2 protein-coding genes are annotated in these 24,987 nt (G+C 72.6%); both read left to right on the top strand.

Going from position 1 to position 24,987, the window contains the following annotated elements; all coding sequences use genetic code 11:
• The first annotated feature begins 276 nt into the window (after positions 1–276).
• Entirely contained in the window at positions 277–19,248 is an 18,972-nt protein-coding gene (locus tag ABEA43_RS65715; RefSeq protein WP_345580415.1) for a non-ribosomal peptide synthase/polyketide synthase, read from the top strand.
• Positions 19,248–24,987 (top strand): amino acid adenylation domain-containing protein (locus ABEA43_RS65710; protein WP_345580411.1); only part of this gene is annotated, 5,740 nt, incomplete at its 3' end. The genes ABEA43_RS65715 and ABEA43_RS65710, both read left to right, overlap by 1 nt.

Raw genomic sequence — 24,987 nt, 5'->3', positions numbered from 1 at the left:
GCTGATCGCACAGCCTGACCCCCAGCGCACAGCGCGAGACCGGGTTCCGTGCGCTACCGCAAGCGTTCAACTGCGGCCTCGGCGCAGTTGAACGCCGCGCATTAGTGCGCCGAAAGCGTGGCATTGTTCATCCATCGCGGCATGCGCCATAGTGGACCCCGGCGAAACGACAGTGCCCATGTTTTCGCCGTTTCACTCTTTTAATTCGCCGAATTCTGCTTCAGCGGCTTTTCGCCCCAAGAACGTCACTGGACAACGTGAGCAAAAGGGGTCTTGATGATTCCGTTGTCATTCGCACAGCGCCGGTTGTGGTTCATCGAGCGGCTCGACGGCCCGAGCGCGACCTACAACATCCCGGTGGCGCTGCGGCTGACGGGCCAGGTGGACAAGCGGGCGCTGGCCGCCGCGCTGCGCGACGTTCTGGAGCGGCACGAGGTGCTGCGGACGGTGATCGGGGTGGCCGACGGCGAGCCGTACCAGCGCATCCTCGGCATGGACGGCCTCGACTGGGCGCTCGGCCTCGTCGATCTTCCCCCTTCCGCCACGCCCGCGGATCTGGCAGGAGCGGTCGAGGACGTCTTCGGGTACACGTTCGACCTGGCCGCCGAGGTGCCCATCCGCGCCCGGCTGTTCTCTGCTGGTCCTGACGAGCACGTGCTGGCCGTCGTGCTGCATCACATCGCCGGAGACGGCTGGTCGAAGGGGCCGCTAGCCCGCGACGTCTCCGTGGCGTACGCGGCCCGCCGCGAGGGCCGTGCCCCCGGCTGGGAGCCGCTGGCCGTCCAGTACGCCGACTACACCCTGTGGCAGCGCGAACTGCTCGGCGCGGAGAACGATCCGGAAAGTGTCATGTCGCGCCAGCTCGCCTACTGGCGGGAGGCCCTGGCGGGGGCGCCGGAGGAGCTGGCGCTGCCGTTCGACCGCCCGCGCCCGCCGGTCGCCTCGCACCGCGGGCACAGCGCGCCGTTCGAGATCCCCGCGGACGCGCACGCGCGGCTGGCCGAGGTGGCGCGGGCCGAGGGCGTCACGACGTACATGGTGGTGCAGGCGGCGCTGGCGATGCTGCTGTCGCGGCTGGGCGCGGGCGCCGACGTCCCGATCGGCCAGGTGGTGGCCGGGCGCACCGACGTCGCGCTGGAGGACCTGGTCGGCTTCTTCGTCAACACGCTGGTCCTGCGTACCGACCTGTCGGGCGACCCCGACTTCCGCCAGGTGCTCGCCCGGGTGCGGGAGACGAGCCTGTCGGCGTTCTCCCACCAGGACGTGCCGTTCGAGAAGCTCGTGGAGGAGCTGACGCCGAGCCGCTCGCTGGCCCGCCACCCGCTGTTCCAGGTCCTGCTCACCGTGCAGAACGTCGCGCAGGCGGCCGTCGACCTGCCGGGCGTGCGCGCCGGCGGCGTCTCGGACGGGCTCCGCGACGGCGGCGCCGGTGGCGGCGGCGGCGCGGTGTCGAGGTTCGACGTGGAGGTCAGCGTCGGCGAGCTGTTCGGCGGCGGAGGCGAACCGGCCGGGCTGCGCGGCTCGGTGATCGTGTCGGCGGACGTGTTCACCGCGAGGTCGGCCGCGCTGTTCGCCGAACGGCTGCGCCGCGTGATCGAGGTGCTGACCGGCGAGCCGGAGACCCGGTTGAGCGAGACCGGCGTGCTCAGCGAGGACGAGCGCCGCAGGATGCTCGTCGAGTGGAACGCCACGGCAGCCGAGATCCCGCCGGCCACGGTGCCGGAGCTGTTCGCGGCCCAGGCCCTGCGCACACCTGACGCGGCCGCGGTCGTGTTCGAGGGCGAGAAGGTGACGTACGCGGAGCTCGACGCCCGCGCCAACCGGCTCGCCCACCACCTGAACGCGCTCGGCGTCGGCCCGGAGTCGGTGGTCGGCCTGTGCCTGCCGCGCGGCGCCGGCATCGTGACCGCGATCCTGGCCGTGTGGAAGGCCGGTGGCGCGTACGTGCCGCTCGACCCCGCGCACCCGTCCGACCGCCTGGCCTTCGCCGTGGCCGACAGCGAGGCGCGGGTGCTGGTGAGCGACCGCGAGCCGGCCGGACTCGGCGCCGAGCACGTGGTCCTGCTCGACGACCCCCGCCTGGACGCCTGCCCGGCCACGGAACCGCCGGCGCGAGCAGGGGCCGGTGAGCTGGCGTACGTCATCTACACCTCCGGCTCGACCGGGCGGCCGAAGGGCGTGGCGGTCGAGCACGCCTCCCTCGCGAACCTCGTCTCGGTGTTCGGGCCGCTGATGGAGGTCGGCCCGGGCGTGCCGGTGCTGCAGTTCGCGTCGTTCGCGTTCGACGCGTCGGTGCTGGACGTGGCGGTGACCCTGGCGTGCGGCGGCACGCTCGTGGTGGCGAGCGCGGCCGAACGAGCGGAGCCGGCCCTGCTGCGCTCCCTCGTCGAGACGACCGGGGTGCGGTCGGCCAGCGTGGTGCCCTCGCTGCTGGCGGTCCTGGAGCCGGCTGACCTGTCCGGCGTCGGGGCGATGGTCGTGGGCTCGGAGGACATCCCGCCCGGCCTGGCACGGGCCTGGGCGCGGGAGCGGCGGCTCGTCCACGCGTACGGGCCGACCGAGGGGACCGTGATCACCGCGGCCGGGCGCGTGGACCCCGCAGGGGACGGCGCGGTGCCGTTCGGCGGGCCCCTCACCAACACCCGCATGTTCGTGCTGGACGACTTCCTGGAGCCGGTCGCGCCCGGTGTCGCGGGCGAGCTCTACATCGCCGGCGCGCAGGTCGCCCGAGGCTACGCGGGACGCCCCGCCCTGACCGCCGAACGTTTCGTGGCCTCCCCGTTCGAGACGGGCGAGCGGCTGTACCGGACCGGCGACCTGGTCCGGTGGACCGAGGACGGCCGGCTCGTCTTCGGCGGGCGCGCCGACGAGCAGGTCAAGGTCCGCGGGTTCCGGATCGAGCCGGGCGAGGTGCAGGCCGCCGTCGCCGCCCACCCCTCGGTGGCGCGCGCGGTCGTCGTCGCGCGCGAGGACACGCCGGGCGAGACCCGCCTGGTCGCCTACGTCGTGCCCACCGGCGACCCGGCCGGCCTCCCCGAATCCGTGCGCGGCTTCACGGCCGGCCGGCTGCCGGAATACATGGTCCCGTCGGCCGTGGTCGTCCTGGACGATCTGCCGCTGACGCAGAACGGCAAGCTGGACCGCCGCGCCCTGCCCGCCCCCGAGCACATCGCCGGCGCCGGCCGTCGCCCCGCGACCGCCCGGGAGGAGCTCGTCCGCGCCGCCTTCGCCGAGGTGCTGGGGCTGCCCGAGGTCGGCGTGGAGGACGACTTCTTCACGCTGGGCGGCCACTCGCTGCTGGCCATCCGCCTGGTGGAACGGCTGCGCGAGCGCGGAGTCGAGGTGTCGGTACGTGCGCTGTTCCAGGCCCCCACCCCGGCCGGCCTCGCCTGGTCGTCGGGCGCGGCACCGGTCACCGTGCCGGACAACCTGATCCCGGCCGGAGCCACCGAGATCACACCCGGGATGCTGCCGCTGACGGACCTGACGAGCGAGGAGATCGACCGCGTCGTCGCCACCGTCGAAGGCGGCGCGGCCAACGTCGCCGACGTCTACCCGCTGGCGCCGCTGCAGGAGGGCCTGCTCTTCCACCACCTGCTGGCCGACGGCGGCGACGACGCGTACGCGCTGCCGACCGTCGCGGAGTTCGACTCCCGCGAGCGGCTCGACGCCTTCCTCGACGCGCTGGGGCGCGTGGTGGACCGCCACGACATCCTCAGAACCGGGATCGTCTGGGACGGGCTGCGCGAACCCGTGCAGGTGGTGTGGCGCCGCGCGGTCCTGCCCGTCGAGGAGGTGACCCTCGGCCGCCACGGCAGGGACCCGGTGGCCGAGCTGGTGGCGGCGGGCGGATCATCGATGGACCTGACCCGCGCCCCGCTGATCAGGGTGCACACGGCCGCCAGGCCGGGCGGCGACGGCCGGTGGCTGGCCCTGCTCCGCATCCACCACATGGTGCAGGACCACACGGCCAAGGAAGTCCTGCTCGACGAGGTGCAGGCGTTCCTCACCGGGCACGGCGACACGCTGCCCGAGCCGCTGCCGTTCCGCACCTTCGTGGCACAGGCCCGCGGCGGGGCCGAGGTGGACGAACATGCGCGGTACTTCGCCGGGCTGCTGGGCGACGTGCGGGAGCCGACGGCGCCGTACGGGCTGGTGGACGCGCGCGGCGACGGCGCCGGAGTGGCGCGGGAAGAGCTCGGCCTTCCCCCGGAACTCACCGCACGGCTGCGTGACGCCGCGCTCCGCATGGGCGTGAGCCCCGCGGCCGTGATGCACGTGGCCTGGGCCCGTGCGCTCGCCGCCGTCAGCGGCCGGGCCGACGTGGTCTTCGGGACCGTGCTGTTCGGCCGGATGAACGCGGGCCTGGGTTCCGACCGCGTGCCCGGCCCGTTCATGAACACCCTTCCCGTACGGGTGCGCACGGACGAGCTGGGCGTGCTGACCGCGGTGTCGGCGATGCGCGACCAGCTCGGGGAGCTGCTGGAACACGAGCACGCGTCCCTGGCCGTCGCCCAGCGGGCCAGCGGGGTCGCCGGTGACACGCCCCTGTTCACCTCGTTCTTCAACTATCGGCGCAACACCGGCGCCGGCCGTCCCGGAGGCGGGATCGAGGGCATCCGCACGGTCTTCACGCATGACCGCACCAACTATCCGCTGGCCGTCGCCGTCAACGACGACGGCGGTGCGCTGTCGCTGACCGTGGACGCGGTCGCGCCCATCGACCCGCGCGCGGTGGCACGGCTGGTGCGCACCGCCACGGCCAACCTCGTGCACGCGCTGGAGTCGGCGCTGGACGGCGGGCCCGAGCTGCCGCTGAGCGCCTTGGACGTGCTGGATTCCGGGGAGCGGCGGCGGGTGCTGGAGGAGTGGAACGACACTGCCGGGGATGCCGGTGTTCCGGTGGTGGAGTTGTTCGAGGCGCGGGTGGCTCTTCGGCCTGATGCGGTCGCGGTGCTGGCCTCAGAGGAGGTTACCTACGCCGATCTGGAGGAGCGGGCGAATCGGCTGGCGCAGGTGCTGGTCGGTGAGGGGGTTCGTGCCGAGTCGGTGGTGGGGGTGTGTTTGGAGCGTGGTGTTGATCTGGTGGTGGCGTTGCTGGCGGTGTGGAAGGCGGGGGCGGGTTATGTGCCGATTGATCCGCGCCAGCCGGTGGATCGGATCGCGTTCCTGCTGGGTGACAGCCGCGCGACGCTGACGGTCACCAGCGCGGAGATCGCGGAGGAGTTGCCGGCGGGCCGGGCGCGGTTGCTGGTGCTCGATGACGCCGTCACGAAACTGCGGCTGGCGGCCGTGCCCGCCGTGAAGCCGGAGCGCGTGATGATCGGCGGGCAGGTGGCCTACGTGATCTACACCTCCGGGTCGACGGGCCGGCCGAAGGGCGTGGTGGTGACACAGGCGGGGTTGGCGAATTACGTGGGGTGGGCGTCGGCGGCTTATGGGGTGGGTGAGGGCGCGCCGTTGCACACGTCGGTGGCCTTCGATCTGACGGTGACGAGCTTGTGGGTGCCGTTGGTATCGGGGGCGGCGGTGGTGGTCAGCGATGAAGGGCTGGCGGAGGCTCTGCCTGGTGTGGGGCTGGTCAAGGTGGTTCCAGCGCATCTGAGTCTGCTGGCCGGGTCGGTGGTGGGGGATGTCGGGCGGACGTGGGTGGTGGGTGGTGAGGCGTTGCCCGGCGGGCTTGTCCGTTCGTGGTTGGCGCGGTCTCCGGAGTCGGTGGTGGTGAATGAGTATGGGCCGACGGAGACGGTGGTGGGTTGCTGTGTGTTCGAGGTGCGGGCGGGTGTCGAGGTCGGGGAGTCGGTGCCGATCGGGCGGCCGATCGCGAACTGCCGCCTGTATGTGCTCGACGCCGGGCTGCGCCCGGTGCCACTCGGCGTGGCGGGTGAGCTGTACATCGCCGGTGTTCAGGTGGCTCGTGGGTATGTCGGCCGCACTGATCTGACGGCTGAGCGTTTCGTGGCCTGTCCGTACGAGCCCGGCGCCCGGATGTACCGCAGCGGCGACCTCGCACGCTGGAGCGCTGATGGGAACCTGGAGTACCTCGGGCGGGCCGACGACCAGGTGAAGATCCGTGGTTTCCGGATCGAGCCGGGCGAAGTGCAGGCCGTGGTGGCGGGGCATCCGCTGGTGTCCCAGGCCGTGGTGGTCGCCCGTGAGGACATCCCAGGCGATCCCCGTCTGGTGGCTTATGTCGTGGGCGCGGACGTGCAGTCCGACCTGGTGCGCCGTTACGCCGCCGACCGGCTGCCCGACTACATGGTGCCGTCTGCGGTGGTCGTGCTCGACGCGCTGCCGCTGACCGCGAACGGCAAGGTGGATCGCAAGGCCCTGCCGGCACCCGAGCAGCGGGCCGGGGCGGGCCGTGCTCCCGCCACGGTGCGCGAAGAGCTGTTGTGCCGGGCGTTCGCCGACGTTCTGGGGCTGCCCGAGGTCGGCGTGGACGACGATTTCTTCGGGCTGGGCGGGCATTCGCTGCTGGCGGTGCGGCTGGTCAGCCGGGTCCGGGCGCTGCTGGGCGTGGAGCTGGTGCTGTCGGTGTTGTTCGAGGCGCCGACCGTGGCCGCGCTGGCCGCCCGGCTGGACGACGCGGGCACGGCCCGTCTCCCGTTGACGGCGGTGGAGCGGCCGGAGCGGGTGCCGCTGTCGTTCGCGCAGCGGCGCCTGTGGTTCATCGGCCAGCTGGAGGGACCGAGCGCCACCTACAACATCCCGATCGTGCTGCGGCTCGGGGGTGAGGTGGACGTAGCCGCTCTGGGACTGGCACTGCGGGACGTGATCGAGCGGCACGAGGTGCTGCGGACGGTCTTCCCGGTCGCCGACGGCGAGCCCTACCAGCGGGTGCTGAGCCCTGATGAGCTGGTGTGGCGCATGCCGGTGGCCGAGGTCGCCCCGGATGAACTGGAGGCCGTGGTCGCGCAGGCGGTCGCGGAGGCGTTCGATCTGACCGTTGACCTGCCGATTCGGGCGTCGTTGTGCGAGGCGGGGCCGGACGAACGGGTCCTGGTGGTGGTGTTGCATCACATCGCCAGCGATGGCTGGTCGCGGGCGCCGCTGGCCCGGGACGTCTCCGCCGCCTATGCCGCCCGCCGCGCGGGAAAGGCGCCGGAGTGGACGCCGCTGCCCGTCCAGTACGCCGACTACGCGTTGTGGCAGCGCGAGTCGCTCGGCGACGAGCGGGATCAGGACAGCCTGATCTCGCGGCAGGTCGCGTACTGGCGGGAGGCCCTGGCCGGGGCGCCGGAGGAGCTGGAGCTGCCGTTCGACCGGCCGCGTCCGGCGGTGACCTCCTATCGCGGGCACACCGTGCCGATCGAGGTGCCGGCCGAGGTGCACGCGCGGCTGGTCGAGGTGGCGCGGGGCGAAGGCGTGACCACGTTCATGGTGATGCAGGCCGCGCTCGCGGTGCTGCTGTCGCGGCTGGGGGCGGGGACCGACCTGCCCATCGGGTCCGCGAACGCCGGCCGTACCGATGAGGCGCTGGACGACCTGGTCGGGTTCTTCATCAACACGCTCGTCCTGCGTACCGACCTGTCGGGGAACCCGACCTTCCGTGAGCTGCTGGCCCGGGTGCGGGAGTCCACCCTGGCGGCGTTCGCGCATCAGGACGTGCCGTTCGAGCGGCTGGTGGAGGAGCTGGCGCCGTCGCGGTCGATGGCCCGGCACCCGCTGTTCCAGGTGATGCTCACGCTGGAGAACGCCGGTGAGGCGGAGCTGGAGCTGCCGGGCGCGCGGGCCGGACGGATGTCGGCCGGTGCCCCTGTGGCGAAGTTCGACCTTGAAGTGCTGGTCGGCGAGGCGTTCGACGCCCAGGGCGGCCCGGCGGGGGTGCGGGGCTCGCTGGTGACGTCCGCCGACCTCTTCGACCGGGGGTCGGCCGAGAAGCTGGCCTACCGGCTGACCCGCGTGCTGGCCCTGCTGACGGCCGAGCCGCAGACCCGGCTGAGCGCCGTGGAGGTGCTCGACGCCGATGAGCGGCGGCGGGTGCTGACGGACTGGAACGACACGGCCGGTCAGGTGAACGGCTCGTCGTTGGTGGAGCTGTTCGAGGCCCAGGTGAGGCGCACGCCTGGAGCACCGGCGGTGGTCGGCGACGGCGTGGAGCTGTCGTATGCGGACGTGGAGGAGCGGGCGAACCGGTTGGCGCGGCTGCTGGCCGCGCGCGGCGTGGGCGTCGAGTCGGTGGTGGGGGTGTGCCTCGAACGGGGCGTGGAGTGGGTGGTCGCGGTCTTGGGGGTGTTGAAGGCCGGGGGCGCGTTCCTGCCGGTGGATCCCGTGTATCCGGCAGAACGGATCGAGTTCTCGCTGGTGGACGCGGGGGCGGCGGCGGTGGTGACGACCTCGGCCCTGACGGATCGGGTGCCGGACGGGGCGGCGCGGGTGGTCGTGGACGACCCCGGCGTGGTGGCGGAGCTGACGGCCCTGCCCGGTGGGGCGCTGGGGGAGGGCGAGCGGGAACGGCTGATGCCGGAGTGCGCGGCGTACGTGATCTATACGTCGGGGTCCACCGGGCGGCCCAAGGGTGTGGTGGTGACGCACGGGGGCGCGGTGAACCTGCTGGCGGCAGGGGGCTGGCGGGTGGGGGCCGGCGATCGGGTGCTGCAGTTCGCGTCGCCCGGGTTCGACGCGGCGTGCTGGGAGCTGCTGGCGGCGTTGTGGTCGGGCGGCTGTCTGGTGGTGGCGGAGGCCGCGGAGCTGCTGCCGGGGGCGGGTCTGGCCGGGGTCGTACGGCGGTTCGGGGTGTCTCACGTGCTGGTGCCGCCGTCGGTGCTGGGTGTGGTGGGACCGGCCGACCTGGCGGGAGTGGGGACGGTGGTGGCCGGTGGCGAGGCATTGGGCGGGGACTTGGTGGCGCGATGGGGGGTGGGACGCCGGCTGGTGAACGCGTACGGGCCGACCGAGGTGACGGTGTGCGCCGCGCTGACCGACGACCTGGCCCCGGGCAGCGAGGTGACCATCGGCGGGCCGCAGGTGAACGTGCGGGCTTACGTGCTCGACGAGTGGCTGTGCCCGGTGCCGCCGGGTGTGGTGGGGGAGTTGTACTTGGCCGGGGCGCAGGTGGCGCGCGGTTACGCGGGGCGTGCCGGGCTGACCGGGGAGCGGTTCGTCGCCGATCGGTTCGGTCCGGCGGGTGAGCGGATGTACCGGACCGGGGACCGGGTGCGCTGGGACGGATCGGGCCGGCTGGTGTTCGCCGGGCGGGCCGATGAGCAGGTGAAGATCCGCGGCTTCCGGATCGAGCCGGGCGAGGTGCAGGCGGTACTGGCCGCCCACCCTCAGGTGACGCAGGCGGCGGTGGTGGTGCGCGAGGACACCCCCGGTGACCGCCGGCTGGTCGCCTACCTCGTACCGAACGATGCCGACGCCGAGTCGGTACGGGCGCTGGCGGCGGAGCGGTTGCCCGCGCACATGGTGCCGGCCGCGATCGTGACGCTGGACGCCCTGCCGGTGACCACCAGCGGCAAGCTCGACCGCAAGGCACTGCCCGCGCCCGAGTACGGCGGCGCCGCTGGGCGGGGGCCGGCCGACGTGCGTGAAGAGCTCCTGTGCGGAGTGTTCGCGCAGGTGCTGGGCCTGCCCCAGGTGGGTATCGACGACGACTTCTTCGCGCTCGGCGGCCACTCGCTGCTGGCGGTGCGGCTGGTCAGCCGGGTCCGGTCGGCGCTGGGGGCCGAGCTGCCGTTGCGGGCGCTGTTCGAGGCGCCGACGGTGTCTCAGCTGGCCGAGCGGCTGGCCGGCGCGGGACAGGCCCGGCCGGCGCTGGCGGCCGTGGAACGCCCGGGGCGCGTGCCGTTGTCGTACGCGCAGCAGCGCTTGTGGTTCATCAGCCAGTTGGAGGGGCCCAGCGCCACCTACAACGTGCCGATCGTGCTGCGGCTCGGGGGCGAGGTGGATGTCGAGGCTCTGGGGTCGGCGCTGCGGGATGTGATCGGGCGGCACGAGGTGCTGCGGACGGTCTTCCCCGTCGCGGACGGCGAGCCCTATCAGCGGGTCGTCGCCATCGACGAGCTCGACTGGGAGCTGTCCGTCGTCCAGGTCGAGCGCGACGGGCTGGACGGCGCGGTCGCCGACGCGGTGGGCTGTGCGTTCGACCTGTCGTCGGAAACGCCGATCCGGGCCTGGCTGTTCGCGGCAGGTGCGGACGAGCGGGTGCTGGTCGTGGTGATCCACCACATCGCGGGCGACGGCTGGTCCATGGCGCCGCTGGCCAGGGACGCGTCGGTGGCCTACGCGGCACGCCGCGAGGGACGGGCGCCGGCGTGGGAGCCGCTGCCGGTCCAGTACGGCGACTACGCCCTGTGGCAGCGGAACTTGCTCGGCGACGAGGATGATCCGGACAGTCTGATCTCCACCCAGACGGCCTACTGGCGGGACGCCCTGGCCGGGGCGCCGGAGGAGCTGGCGTTGCCGTTCGACCGGCCGCGTCCGGTGGCGGCCTCGCATCGGGGCCACAGTGTGCCGTTGTCGGTGCCGGCTGAGGTGCACGCGCGGCTGGTGGAGGTGGCGCGGGCCGAGGGCGTGACGATGTTCATGGTGCTGCAGGCCGCGCTGGCGGTGTTGTTGTCGCGGCTCGGTGCCGGGACGGACGTTCCGATCGGGTCGGCGAACGCGGGTCGTACGGATGTGGCGCTGGATGATCTGGTGGGGTGTTTCGTCAACACCCTGGTCGTGCGGGCGGACCTGTCCGGGGATCCGGAGTTCCGTGAGCTGCTGGGACGGGTGCGGGAGCGCGCTCTGGCGGCGTTCGCGCATCAGGACGTGCCGTTCGAGCGGCTGGTGGAGGAGCTGGCGCCGTCGCGGTCGATGGCGCGGCACCCACTGTTCCAGGTGGTCCTGACCAAGCAGGACACGATCGACGCGGTACTGGATCTGCCGGGCGTACGGACGGGTCCTGCTCCTGTGGCGGGAGCCGGAAGGTCGGCGGCGAAGTTCGATCTCGACGTGATGGTGAGCGAGGCGTTCGACGGGCAAGGGGCGCCTGCGGGGGTGCGGGGTTCGGTGACGGTGGCGACGGATCTGTTCGATCCGGAGTGGGCCGGGCGGATCACGGGCTATTGGGTGCGGGTGCTGGAGACGGTGAGCGCCGATGTGCGGACGCGGTTGAGTGCGGTGGATCTGCTCGGTGGTGATGAGCGGCGTCGGGTGCTGGATGAGTGGAACGACACGGCGGCCGGTGATGTGGGCGCGTCGGTGGTGGAGTTGTTCGAGGCGCAGGTGGCTCTCCGGCCTGATGCGGTCGCGGTGGTGACGGCAGAGGAAATTTCTTGTGCCGAGCTGGATGAGCGGGCCAATCGGCTGGCTCATGTGCTGGTCGGTGAGGGGGTGGGGGCTGAGTCGGTGGTCGGGGTGTGTCTGGATCGTGGTGTTGATCTGGTGGTGACGTTGCTGGCGGTGTGGAAGGCGGGGGCGGCTTATGTGCCGATCGATCCCCGTCAGCCGGTGGAGCGGATCGCGTACCTGCTCGCCGACAGCCGTGCGGTGCTGACGGTGACGAGTGAGGAGATCGCGGAGGAGCTTCCGGCGGGCCGGGGCAGGCAACTGGTCCTCGACGGCACCTTCACGACCCTGCGTCTGTGGGCCGCCCCCGCGACCCGGCCGGAGCGGGTGGTGCACGGCGGTCAGGCGGCGTATGTCATCTACACCTCTGGTTCGACGGGCCGGCCGAAGGGGGTGGTGGTGACGCAGGCGGCGCTGGCCAACTATGTGGCTTCGGTGCCCGGTCGGCTCGGTATGGATGGTGGCCGGTATGCGCTGGTGCAGGGGCAGGCGACCGATCTGGGGAACACGGTGGTGTTTGCCAGCTTGACGACGGGTGGGCAGCTCCACATCGTCGGAGAGGAGGCCGCCACCGATCCGGCGGCGTTGAGCGCGCTGCTGGCCGGGCGGCGCATCGACTTCGTGAAGATGGTCCCCTCACACCTGGCCGCTCTGGGCGCGTCGGCTGAGCTGCTGCCCGGCCGGTCGCTGGTGCTGGGCGGGGAGGCTGCCGCGCCGGGCTGGGTGGATGAGCTGCTGGCGGTGGCCGAGCAGCGTGGGTGTGCGGTGTTCAACCACTACGGCCCGACCGAGACGACGATCGGCGTGGCCACCACCCGCCTGCACGGAGGACAGGTCCCGGTCGGCACACCGGTCGCCAACACCAGCCTGTATGTGCTGGACGACCACCTCACCCCCGTGCCGCCGGGTGTCACCGGAGAGCTGTACATCGCCGGGGCGCAACTGGCCCGTGGTTACCTCGGCCGTGCGGCTCTCACCGCCGAACGGTTCGTGGCGTGTCCGTTCGAGGACGGGCGGATGTATCGCACCGGCGACCGCGCCCGCTGGACCGCCGACGGTGAGGTGGTGTTCGCGGGCCGGGTGGACGACCAGGTGAAGATCCGTGGGTTCCGGGTGGAGCCGGGCGAGGTCACCGCTGTGCTGGCCGGCTGTCCCGGTGTGGAGCAGGTGGTCGTGGTGGCTCGCCAGGAGGGGGAGGTGCGGCTGGTCGGGTATCTGGTGGCGGGTGATGCGGAGAGTGTGACGGAGTTGCCATCCGTCGTGCGGCGGTTCGCGGCCGAGCGGTTGCCGGAGCACATGGTGCCGTCGGCGTGGGTGGTGCTGGAGGCGTTGCCGCTGACCGGGAACGGCAAGCTGGACCGTCATGCTCTGCCCGCCCCCGATCTCGCCGCCACGGCCGGCGCCGGACGCGGGCCGTCCAATCCACGGGAGCAGGCGTTGTGCGCGGCCTTCGCCGAGGTGCTGGGAGTGCCGGCGGTCGGCATCGATGACGACTTCTTCGAGCTCGGCGGCCACTCCCTGCTCGCCGTCCGCCTGGTCAGCCGCATCCGCGCCCTGCTCGGCGTCGAGATCGAGATCCGCGCGGTGTTCGAGACGCCGACAGTGGCCGGGCTGGCCTCCGGCCTGGACGACGCGGGCACCGCACGTCTCCCGTTGACGGCGGTGGAGCGGCCGGAGCGGGTGCCGCTGTCGTACGCGCAGCAGCGACTGTGGTTCATCGGTCAGCTCGAAGGACCGAGCACCACCTACCACGTGCCGATCGTGTTGCGCCTTTCTGGAGACGTGGACGTAGAGGCGCTCGGCGCGGCGCTGCGGGACGTGATCGAGCGGCACGAGGTGCTGCGGACGGTCTTCCCTGTCGCCGATGGCCAGCCTTACCAGCGGGTTCTGCGGGTTGATGAGCTGATGTGGCGAATGCCGGTGGCCGACGTGGCACCGGCGGAGCTGGATGAAGCGGTGGCCGAGGCGGTGGCGCGTGCGTTCGATCTGACCATTGACGTGCCGATCAGGGCGTCGTTGTTCGAGGTCGGGTCGGGGGAGCGGGTGCTGGTGGTGGTGTTGCATCACATCGCCAGCGATGGCTGGTCGCGGGCGCCGCTGGCGCGGGATGTGTCCGTCGCCTATGCGGCTCGCTGTGCGGGGAGGGTGCCGGAGTGGGCGCCGCTGCCCGTCCAGTACGCCGATTACGCGTTGTGGCAGCGGGAGTTGCTGGGTGATGAGCGGGATCCGGACAGTGTGATCGCGGGTCAGGTGGCGTATTGGCGGGAGGCGTTGGCCGGGGTTCCGGAGGAGTTGGAGCTGCCTTTCGATCGGCCGCGCCCGGCCGTGGCTTCCCACCGTGGGCACAGTGTGCCGGTGGAGGTTCCGGCCGAGGTGCACGCGCGGCTGGTGGAGGTGGCGCGGGCTGCGGGGGTGACCACGTTCATGGTGGTCCAGGCCGCGTTGGCGGTGTTGTTGTCGCGTTTGGGTGCGGGTGGTGATGTGCCCATCGGTACGGCGAACGCGGGACGTACTGATGAGGCGTTGGATGATCTGGTCGGGTTCTTCATCAACACGCTGGTGCTGCGGACGGATCTGTCCGGCGATCCGACGTTCACCGATCTGCTGGCTCGCGTGCGTGAGACGAGTCTGCGGGCTCTGGCCCATCAGGACGTGCCGTTCGAGAAGCTTGTCGAAGAGCTCGCCCCGAGCCGGTCGAGAGCCCGGCACCCGCTGTTCCAGGTGCAGCTCGACCTGCAGAACATCGCCGAGGCCGTGCTGGAGCTGCCCGGGGTGCGGGCGGGTGGCATCGCGGCCGGGGCGTCCGTGGCCAAGTTCGATCTGGAAGTACGCCTCGGCGAGGTCTTCGACCCCCAAGGGACGCCCGCTGGAGTGCGCGGTTCCGTGATCGGGGCGGCCGACCTGTTCGACCCTGCCTCGGTCGGCCGGATCGCGACGCGGCTCGCCCACATGCTGGAACTCCTCGTCACGGACCCACAGGCCCGGATCGAAGCCGTTGACGTGCTGGATTCCGGGGAGCGGCGGCGGGTGCTGGAGGAGTGGAACGACACTGCCGGCGACACCGGTGTTCCGGTGGTGGAGTTGTTCGAGGCGCGGGTGGCTCTTCGGCCTGACGCGGTCGCGGTGGTGGCCTCAGAGGAGGTTAGCTACGCCGATCTGGATGAGCGGGCGAATCGGCTGGCGCAGGTGCTGGTCGGTGAGGGGGTTCGTGCCGAGTCGGTGGTGGGGGTGTGTTTGGAGCGTGGTGTTGAGCTGGTGGTGGCGTTGCTGGCGGTGTGGAAGGCAGGCGCGGGTTATGTGCCGATCGATCCTGGTCTGCCGGTGGAGCGGATCGGATACCTGCTGGGTGACAGCCGGGCGGTGCTGACGGTCACCAGCGCGGAGATCGCGGAGGAGTTGCCGGCGGGCCGGGCGCGGTTGCTGGTCCTCGATGACGCCGTCACGAAGCTGCGGCTGGCGGCCGTGCCTGCGGTGAGGCCGGAGCGCGTGATGGCCGGTGGGCAGGTGGCCTACGTGATTTACACCTCGGGGTCGACGGGTCGGCCGAAGGGTGTGGTGGTGTCGCAGGCGGGGTTGGCGAATTACGTGGGGTGGGCGTCGGCGGCTTATGGGGTGGGTGAGGGCGCGCCGTTGCATTCGTCGGTGGCCTTCGATCTGACGGTGACGAGCTTGTGGGTGCCGTTGGTATCGGGGGCGGCGGTGGTGGTGAGCGATGGAGGGCTGGCGGAGGCTCTGCCTGGTGTGGGGCTGGTGAAGGTGGTTCCGGCGCATTTGAGTCTGCTGGCCGGGTCGGTGGTGGGGGATGTCGGGCGTACGTGGGTGGTGGGTGGTGAGGCGTTGCCTGGTGCTTTGGTGCGGTCGTGGTTGGCGCGGTCTCCGGGGTCGGTGGTGGTGAATGAGTATGGGCCGACGGAGACGGTGGTGGGTTGTTGTGTGTTCGAGGTGCGGGCGGGCACGGTGGTGGGAGAGTCGGTGCCGATCGGGCGGCCGATCGCCAACTGTCGCCTGTATGTGCTGGATGATCGGTTGCGTCCGGTGGTGCCGGGTGTGGCGGGTCAGTTGTACATCGCCGGTGTTCAGGTGGCTCGTGGGTATGTCGGCCGCACTGATCTGACGGCTGAACGTTTCGTGGCCTGTCCGTACGAGCCAGGCGCCCGGATGTACCGCACGGGAGACCGCGTGCGCTGGTCGGCCGATGGGCAGCTCATGTTCCTGGGCCGCGCCGACGACCAGGTGAAGATCCGTGGTTTCCGGATCGAGCCGGGCGAGGTGCAGGCCGTGCTTGCGGCGCATCCGCTGGTGTCGCAGGCTGCGGTGGTCGCTCGTGAGGACCTCCCCGGGGATGTCCGTCTGGTGGCTTATGTCGTGGGCACGGACGTGCAGTCCGACCTGGTGCGCCGTTACACCGCCGACCGGCTGCCCGACTACATGGTGCCGTCTGCGGTGGTCGTGCTCGACGCGCTGCCGCTCACCGCGAACGGCAAGCTGGACCGCGCGGCCCTACCGGCCCCCGAACACACCGCAGGCGCGGGCCGCGCCCCCGCCACAGCGTGGGAAGAGCTTCTTTGCCAGGCGTTCGCCGACGTACTGGGGCTGCCCGAAGTCGGCGTGGAGGACGACTTCTTCGCGCTCGGCGGGCACTCGCTGCTGGCGGTGCGACTGGTCAGCCGGATCCGGGCGCTGCTGGGCGTGGAGCCGGCACTGTCGATGTTGTTCGAGGCGCCGACCGTGGCCGCGCTGGCCGCCCGGCTGGACGACGCGGACACGGCCCGTCTCCCGTTGACGGCGGTGGAGCGGCCGGAGCGGGTGCCGCTGTCGTATGCGCAGCAGCGTCTGTGGTTCATCGGCCAGCTCGAAGGCCCCAGCGCCACCTACAACATCCCGATCGTGCTGCGACTCGGCGGCGACGTGAATACTCAGGCGCTCGGCCGGGCACTGCGGGACGTCATCGGCCGGCACGAGGTCCTGCGCACGACGTTCCCCGCCACGGACGGCGAGCCCCGCCAGCACGTCGTCCCGCTCGATGAACTCACCTGGGAACTCCGGACGGCCGAGGTCACCCCGGACGAACTGGAGGCGGCGGTTGCCCGGGAGGCACGACACGCGTTCGACCTCACCACCGAGGCGCCGATCAGGGCGTCGTTGTTCGAGGCAGGGCCGGGGGAGCGGGTGCTGGTGGTGGTGTTGCATCACATCGCCAGTGATGGCTGGTCGCGGGCGCCGCTGGCCCGGGATGTGTCCGTCGCCTATGCGGCCCGCTGCGCGGGGAGGGCACCGGCGTGGACGCCGCTGCCCGTCCAGTACGCCGATTACGCGTTGTGGCAGCGGGAGTTGCTGGGGGACGAGCAGGATCCGGACAGTGTGATCGCAGGTCAGGTGGCGTATTGGCGGGAGGCGTTGGCCGGGGTGCCGGAGGAGTTGGAGCTGCCGTTCGATCGGCCGCGCCCGGCCGTGGCCTCCCACCATGGGCACAGTGTGCCGGTGGAGGTCCCGGCCCAGGTGCACGCGGTGGCGCGAGCTGCGGGAGTGACCACGTTCATGGTGGTCCAGGCCGCGTTGGCGGTGTTGTTGTCGCGTTTGGGTGCGGGTGGGGATGTGCCCATCGGTACGGCGAACGCGGGACGTACCGATGAGGCGTTGGACGACCTGGTCGGCTTCTTCATCAACACGCTGGTGCTGCGAACGGACCTGTCCGGCGATCCGACGTTCACCGATCTGCTGGCTCGGGTCCGTGAGACGAGCTTGCGGGCACTGGCCCATCAGGACGTGCCGTTCGAGAAGCTCGTCGAAGAGCTCGCCCCGGCCCGATCCCGCGCCCGCCACCCCCTCTTCCAGGTGATGCTGACGCTGCAGAACACCGCCGAGGCCACGCTGGAGCTGCCCGGCGTGCGGACCGGGGAGCTGTCCGCCGGTGCCCCCGCCGCCAAGTTCGACCTGGAGCTGCGGCTCACCGAGACGTCCGGCCCCGGCGGCATGCCCACCGGGGTGCGCGGTTCGCTGATCGGCGCCGCCGACCTGTTCGACCCCGGCTCCGTCACCCGGATCGGAGCTCGCCTCACCCGGCTCCTGGACCTCCTCCTCACCGACCCCCGGACCCGGCTCAGCTCGGTCGAACTGCTCGACGCCGACGAGCGCCACCGCCTGCTCACCGAGTGGAACGCCGCCCCGATCCAGGCCGAGCCCGCCACGCTGCCGGAGCTGTTCGAGGCCCAGGCCGCGCGCACCCCGGACGCGACCGCCATCGTGGCGGACGGCGTCACGGTGACGTACGCGGAGCTCGACGCCCGCGCGAACCGGCTGGCCAGACTGCTGATCCGGCGCGGCGTCGGCCCCGAATCGGTGGTCGGCGTCTGCCTGGAGCGCGGGATCGACCTCGTGACGGCCGCGCTCGGCGTCCTCAAGGCAGGCGGCGCGTACCTGCCGGTGGACCCGGCGTACCCGGCGGAGCGGATCGCGTACGCACTGGCCGACGCACACGCCCGGTACGTCCTCAGCTCGGCGGACTTACGCGACCGCCTGCCGGACGGCGTGCCGTGGCTGCCGGCGGACGATCCCGACGAGCCGGACGCGCCGGTGGCCGGGGAGCGGCAGGCGCCCGCGCCCGGACACCCCGCGTACGTGATCTACACCTCCGGCTCGACCGGCCGCCCGAAGGGCGTGGCGGTCACCCACGACAACGTCACCAGCCTGTTCGCGCAGACACGCGCGCTGCTGGACTTCGGGCCCGGCGACGTGTGGAGCTGGTTCCACTCGTTCGCGTTCGACTTCTCGGTGTGGGAGCTGTGGGGCGCGCTGCTGCACGGCGGGCGCGTGGTGGTGGTGCCGTTCGAGGTGTCCCGTTCGCCGGAGAAGTTCCTCGGCCTCCTGGAGCGCGAACGCGTCACCGTGCTCAGCCAGACGCCGTCGGCGTTCTACCAGCTCATGGCCGTCGAAGAACACCGACCGGAAGCGGTCGCCGCGGTGCGCGCGATCGTGTTCGGCGGTGAGGCGCTGGACCCGGGACGACTGACCGGCTGGTGGGAGCGCCACGGCGACGCCGGTCCGCGCCTGGTGAACATGTACGGCATCACCGAGACGACCGTGCACGTCACCTTCCACGAGCTGCGCCCCCGCGGCGACGCGCCGGGCAGCGTGATCGGCCGCGGCATCCCCGGCCTCAGCGTGTACGTGCTCGACGAACGGCTGCGCCCGGTGCCCGCCGGAACCCTCGGCGAGGTGTACGTGGCCGGCGGCCAGCTCGCCCGCGGCTACCTGGGCCGACCGGCGCTGACCGCGCAGCGGTTCGTGGCCTGCCCCTTCGGCGGGGCCGGCGCGCGGATGTACCGGACGGGCGACCGGGCGCGATGGAACGCCGGCGGCCGGCTGGTGTTCGCCGGGCGGGCCGACGACCAGGTGAAGATCCGCGGGTTCCGGATCGAGCCGGGTGAGGTACGGGCGGTGCTGTCCGGCTGCCCGCAGGTCGAGCAGGCAGCCGTGATCGCTCGCGAGGACACGCCCGGCGGCGTCCGTCTGGTGGCCTACGTCGTGGGCGCGGACGCGCTCTCCGGCCCGGTGCGGCGCTTCGCGGCCGAGCGGCTGCCCGCGCACATGGTGCCGTCCGCGGTGGTCGTGCTCGACGCGCTGCCGCTGACGGTGAACGGCAAGCTCGACCGCCGGGCACTGCCCGCCCCCCAGCACGCGGCGGGCGAGGGCCGCGCCCCGGCCGACGCCAGGGAGGAGCTCCTGTGCGAGGCGTTCGCCCAGGTCCTCGGGCTGGAGCGGATCGGCGTGGACGACGACTTCTTCGCGCTCGGCGGCCACTCGCTGCTCGCCGTGCGGCTGATGAGCCGGATCAGGACCGTCCTGGGCGTCGAAGCCGACCTCGCGGCGCTTTTCGACGCGCCCACCCCGGCGGGGCTCGCCCGGCGGCTGGGTGACGAGCGGTCCTCCAGGCCGGCGCTGCTGCCCCTGCGTGTCGAGAAGGAGTCCTGATGATCCCGTTGTCGTTCGCGCAGCGCCGGTTGTGGTTCATCGGGCAGTTGGAGGGGCCGAGCGCGACGTACAACATCCCGGTCGTCCGGACGCTGCCCGGACGGGCCGACCGGGACGCGCTCGACGCCGCGCTCCGTGACGTCATCGGACGGCACGAGGTGCTGCGCACGGTGGTCGAGACCGTAGACGGCGAGCCGTACCAGCGCGTCATCCCGCTCGGCGACCTGGCGTGGGAGCTGGCGGTCGCCGACGTGGCGCCGGAGGAGCTGGACGACGCGGTGGCTGCGGCCGGCGCGCACCCGTTCGACCTGGCGCGTGAGATCCCGATCCGGGCCTGGCTGTTCCGCGCGGGCGACGACCGGCAGGTGCTCACCGTGGTGCTGCACCACATCGCGGGCGACGCCTGGTCGATGGGGCCGCTGACCAGGGACGTCTCCGTGGCCTACGCCGCCAGGAGTGCGGGCCGGGAGCCGGATTGGGCGCCGCTCCCGGTCCAGTACGCCGACTACACGATGTGGCAGCGCAAGCTGCTCGGCGACGAGGACGACCCGGACAGCGTCATGTCCCGCCAGCTCGCCCACTGGCGCGCGGCCCTGACCGGCGCGCCCGAGGAGCTGGCGCTGCCGTTCGACCGGCCCCGCCCGCCGGTGGCCTCCTACCGGGGGCTGAGCGAGCGGCTGGAGATCCCGGCCGAGGTGCACGCGCGGCTGGTGGCGGTGGCGCGGGCCGAGGGAGCGACCGTCTTCATGGCGGTGCGGGCCGCGCTCGCCGTGCTGCTGGCGCGGATGGGCGCGGGCGCCGACCTGCCGATCGGCACGGACGTCGCCGGGCGCACCGACGAGGCCCTCGACGACCTGATCGGCTTCTTCGTCAACACCCTGGTCCTGCGTACGGACCTGTCCGGGGACCCCACGTTCACCGACGTGCTGGCCCGGGTCAGGAAGACGGACGTGGCCGCGTTCAAGCACCAGGACGTGCCGTTCGAGAAGGTCGTCGAGGAGCTCGCGCCCGCCCGCTCACTGGCGCGCCACCCGCTGTTCCAGGTGATGCTGACCCTGCAGAACGCCACCAGGACCGTCGTGGACGAGTCCGGCGCCCCTCAGGACGGCACGCCCGGGGCCCTGGGGGCGAAGTTCGACCTTGAGGTGTCGTTCGGCGAGCTGTTCGACGCCGCCGGCGCCCCGGCCGGGATGCGCGGCGTCATCACCGCCGCCGCCGACGTGTTCGACCGCGGCACCGTCACGGCTCTGGCCGGGCGGCTCATCCGGGTGCTCGAACAGGTGAGCGCCGAGCCCGGTGCCCGCCTGAGCGCGGTGGACGTGCTCGACCCCGGGGAACGATGGCGCGTGCTGGCGGAGTGGAGCAAGGTCGCCTCGGCGACGGTCCCGGTCCCCGACGACATGCGAGCCCTGGCCACGCGGGCATACGTGCTGGACGAATTCCTCACCCCCACACCCATCGGCGTGCTCGGCGACCTGTACGTGGCCGCGTCCGGACCGCGTCCGGAACAGTTCGTGGCCAACCCGTTCACGTCAGATGGCACCCTGCTGTACCGCACCGGCCACCGGGCGCGGTGGACGACCGGCGGCGAGCTCGTCATCGTGCCCGGCCGGGACCAGCCCCGGGAGCGCGCGACCGACCGCCGGCTCGTCGCCTACGTGGTGCCCGCCCCCGGAGCCGTCGTCGACGCGGCGGAGCTGAAGGCGTTCGTCCGGCGGCACCTGCCCGAGTCGATGGTCCCCGTGGCGGTGGTGACCCTCGACGAGCTCCCGCTGACCCCGAACGGCAAGGTCGACACCAAGAGCCTGCCGAGTCCCGACCTCACCGCCCTGGCCGCCACCGGGCGCGGCCCGGCCGACCCGCGCGAGGAGCTGCTGTGCGCGGCGTTCGCCGAGGTTCTCGGCCTGGAGCGGGTGGGCCCCGAGGACGACTTCTTCGCGCTCGGCGGCCACTCGCTGCTGGCACTCCGCCTGGCGGAACGACTGCGCGCCCAGGGCCTGGACGTGCCGGTACGCGCCCTCTTCGAGACCCCGACCCCGGCCGGCCTGGCCACGTCGGCGGGCGTGGAGCGGGCGGCGGTGCCGGACAACCTGATCCCCGCCGGGGCGACGGAGCTCACCCCGGAGATGCTGCCGCTGGTGGACCTGACCACCGGAGAGATCGACCGGGTCGTGGCCACCGTCGAGGGCGGGGCGGCGAACATCGCCGACGTCTACCCGCTGGCGCCGCTGCAGGAAGGGCTGCTGTTCCACCACCTCCTGGCCGACGGCGGCCGGGACGCGTACGTGATGCCGACCGTGCTGGAGTTCGACTCCCGCGAACGGCTCGCCGCCTTCGTGGAGGCCCTGCGGCGAGTCGTCGACCGCCACGACATCTACCGCACCTCGATCGTGTGGGAAGGGCTGCGCGAGCCGGTGCAGGTCGTCTGGCGGCACGCGCTCCTCCCGGTCGAGGAGGTGACGCTGCCCGAGCAGCACGGCGACCTGGCCGAACGGCTGGCCGCGCACGTCGGCCAGACCATGGACCTCGGCCGCGCCCCCATGATCAGCGTGCACACGACGGCCGCGCCCGGCGGCCGATGGGTGGCCCTGGCCAGGGTGCACCACATGGTGCAGGACCACATGGCGCTGGAGGTGCTGCTCGCCGAGGTGCTGGCGTTCCTCGCCGGCCGCGGCGGCGAGCTCGCGGAGCCACGGCCGTTTCGCGACTTCGTGGCCCAGGCCCGCGACTCCGTGGACCGCGCCGGGCATGAGCGCCACTTCGCCGGCCTGCTCGGCGACGTCACCGAGCCGACCACGCCGTTCGGGCTGGTCGACGCGCGCGGCGACGGGAGCGACGTCGTACGCCGGGCCGTGGCGTTTCCCGAGGAATCGCAGCGGCGGCTGCGCGCGGTCGCCAGGAGGCTGGGGGTCAGCGCCGCGACGCTCCTGCACGTGGCATGGGCACGGGTGGTCGCCGCGCTTTCCGGCCGCGACGACGTGGTGTTCGGGACCGTGCTGTTCGGGCGGATGCACGCGGGCGCCGGCTCCGGCCAGGTGCCCGGCCCGTACATCAACACCCTGCCGGTACGCGTGCGCACCCACGAGCTGACCGTGCTCGGGGCCGTGTCGGAGCTGCGCGGCCAGCTCGCCCGGCTCATGGAGCACGAGCACGCCCCCCTCGCGCTCGCCCAGCAGGCCAGTGGCGTGCCCGCCGACACACCCCTGTTCACCTCCTTCCTCAACTACCGGCACAACACCGGCCGCGGCGGAGGGGACGGCGGAGGGCAGATCGAGGGCATCCGGCTGCTGCTCGCCCGCGAGCACACGAACTACCCTCTCGGCGTCGCTGTCGAGGACGACGGCGACGGGCTCGCGCTGACCGTGGACGCGGTCGCCCCCATCGACCCGGAGGCCGTGGGCAGGCTGGCGCGCACCGCCGCCGAGAACCTGACCGCCGCGCTGGAAGACGCCCTGAACGGCGGCCCCGACCTGCCGCTCGACGCCATCGAGGCACTCGACGGGGCCGAGCTGTCCCGGGTCCTGCGCGAATGGAACGACACGGCGGCCGACGTGCCGGACGTGACGCTGCCCGAGCTGTTCGAGGCCCAGGCGGCCCGCACACCCGACGCGGTCGCGGTGACGTCGGACGACCTGGAGCTGACCTACGCCGAGCTCGACGCCCGCGCGGACCGGCTGGCGCACGCGTTGCGGAGGCGCGGCGTCGGCCCGGAGTCGGTGGTCGCGGTGGCGATGGAACGGGACGCCGAGCTGGTCGTCGCCCTGCTCGCCGTGCTCAAGGCCGGAGGCGCGTACCTGCCGATCGACCCCGAGTATCCGGCGGGGCGGATCGGCTCCATGCTGGCAGACGCGGCGCCGGTCCTCATTCTCGCCTCACCCGGCACCGCCGCGAGCCTGCCGCCCGCCACCACCGAGACCCTCGTCGTGAACGGCGCCCCCGACCCGGCCCCGCTGCCGCCGCACCGTGGTAGCGCGCCGTCGCCCGGTCACCCGGCCTACGTCATCTACACCTCGGGCTCGACGGGACGTCCCAAAGGCGTCGTCATCACGCACCGGGCGCTGGCCGGCCACCTCCGGGCCGCCGCCGCGCGGGTGCCCCTCGGCGCGGACGACCGCCTGGTCGCGGTGACCACGGTGTCGTTCGACATCGCGGCACTGGAACTGTTCCTGCCGCTCGTACGCGGCGCGCGGGTGGTGCTCGCCCGCAGGGAGACGGTACGCGAGCCGGCCGCCCTGATTGAGCTGGTGCGGAGCAGCGGCGCCACGGTTGTGCAGGCGGTGCCGTCCCTGTGGCGGGCCCTGCTCGACACCGGCGACTGGCCGGGCGGCGTGCGGATGCTCGTCGGCGGCGAGGCGCTGCCCGAGGAGCTGGCCGCACGCATCAGGACCATGGGTGCGCGGGCCGACAACATGTACGGCCCCACCGAGGCCACCGTCTGGGCCACGTCGGCGCGGGTCGACGGCGGGCCCGTGACGATCGGGCGGCCGTTCGCGAACACGCGCGCCTACGTACTGGACCGGGCGCTGCGGCCCGTGGCGGCCGGGGTCGCCGGCGAGCTGTACCTGGCGGGCGCCCAGCTCGCCCGCGGCTACCTGCGCAGGCCCGGCCTGACGGCCGAACGCTTCGTGGCCGCCCCCTACGGCCCGGCCGGCGAACGCATGTACCGGACCGGCGACCTGGCGCGGTGGCGGGCCGACGGCACGCTGGAATGTCTGGGGCGTACCGACGACCAGGTCAAGGTTCGCGGGTTCCGCATCGAGCTGGGCGAGATCGAGGCCGTGCTCGACCGCCACGACCAGGTGGCGCGGGCGTCGGTGGCCGTACACGAGGATCCGGCCGCCGGACCGCGCCTGGTCGGGTACGTCGTACCGGCGCCAGGCCACGAACCGGACGCTGCGGAGATCCTCGATCACGTGGCCCGGCACCTGCCCGGATACATGGTGCCGTCCACGGTGCTGCTGCTCGACGCGCTTCCCCTGACGGCCAACGGGAAGGTCGACCGCAGGGCCTTGCCGGCGCCGGACTACGCGGGCGGCCAAGGCCGCCGGGCGCCGGGGACTCCCCACGAAGAGCTCCTGTGCGGGGTGTTCGCGCAGGTGCTGGGGTTGCCGGGGGTCGGGGTGGATGACGACTTCTTCGCGCTGGGCGGGCATTCGCTGCTGGCGGTGCGGCTGATCAGCCGGGTCCGTACGGTGCTGGGCGTCGAGGTGCCCCTGCGGCTGCTCTTCGAGACGCCCACGGTGGCGGGACTCGCGAGCCGGCTGGGGAGCGCCGGGGTGGCACGGCGGGCCTTGCGCGCGGCGGAACGGCGGCCGGAGCGGGTGCCGCTGTCGTTCGCGCAGCGGCGGGTGTGGTTCCTCGGGCAGTTGGAGGGGCCCGGCGCCACGTACAACATCCCGGTCGTGCTGCGGCTCGGGGGCGTGGACGCCGAGGCGCTGGGCCTGGCGCTCCGGGACGTGATCGAGCGGCACGAGGTGCTGCGGACGGTGTTCCCCGAGGTGGACGGGGAGCCCTACCAGCGGGTGGTGCCTCCTGAGGAGCTGAGCTGGGAGCTGTCCGTGGCGGAGGTCGCTGACGCCGACCTGGCGGGGGCGGTGCGGGAGGCGGCTCGGTACGCGTTCGATCTGTCGGTTGAGGTGCCGGTGCGGGCGTGGTTGTGGTCGGTGTCGGGGGGTGAGCAGGTGCTGGTGGTGGTGGTTCATCACATTGCGGGTGATGGGTGGTCGTTGGGGCCGTTGG

Source organism: Nonomuraea rosea (assembly GCF_039539705.1).
In the GTDB taxonomy this organism is placed as follows: Bacteria; Actinomycetota; Actinomycetes; order Streptosporangiales; family Streptosporangiaceae; genus Nonomuraea; species Nonomuraea rosea.
The sequence above is the reverse complement of the archived record's forward strand: the minus strand, read 5'-3'. Positions and strand labels throughout refer to the sequence as shown.

Excerpts from the sequence above, each read along its gene's own strand:
- ABEA43_RS65715 (WP_345580415.1), top strand. The coding sequence starts at position 277 with ATGATTCCGTTGTCATTCGCACAGCGCCGGTTGTGGTTCATCGAGCGG.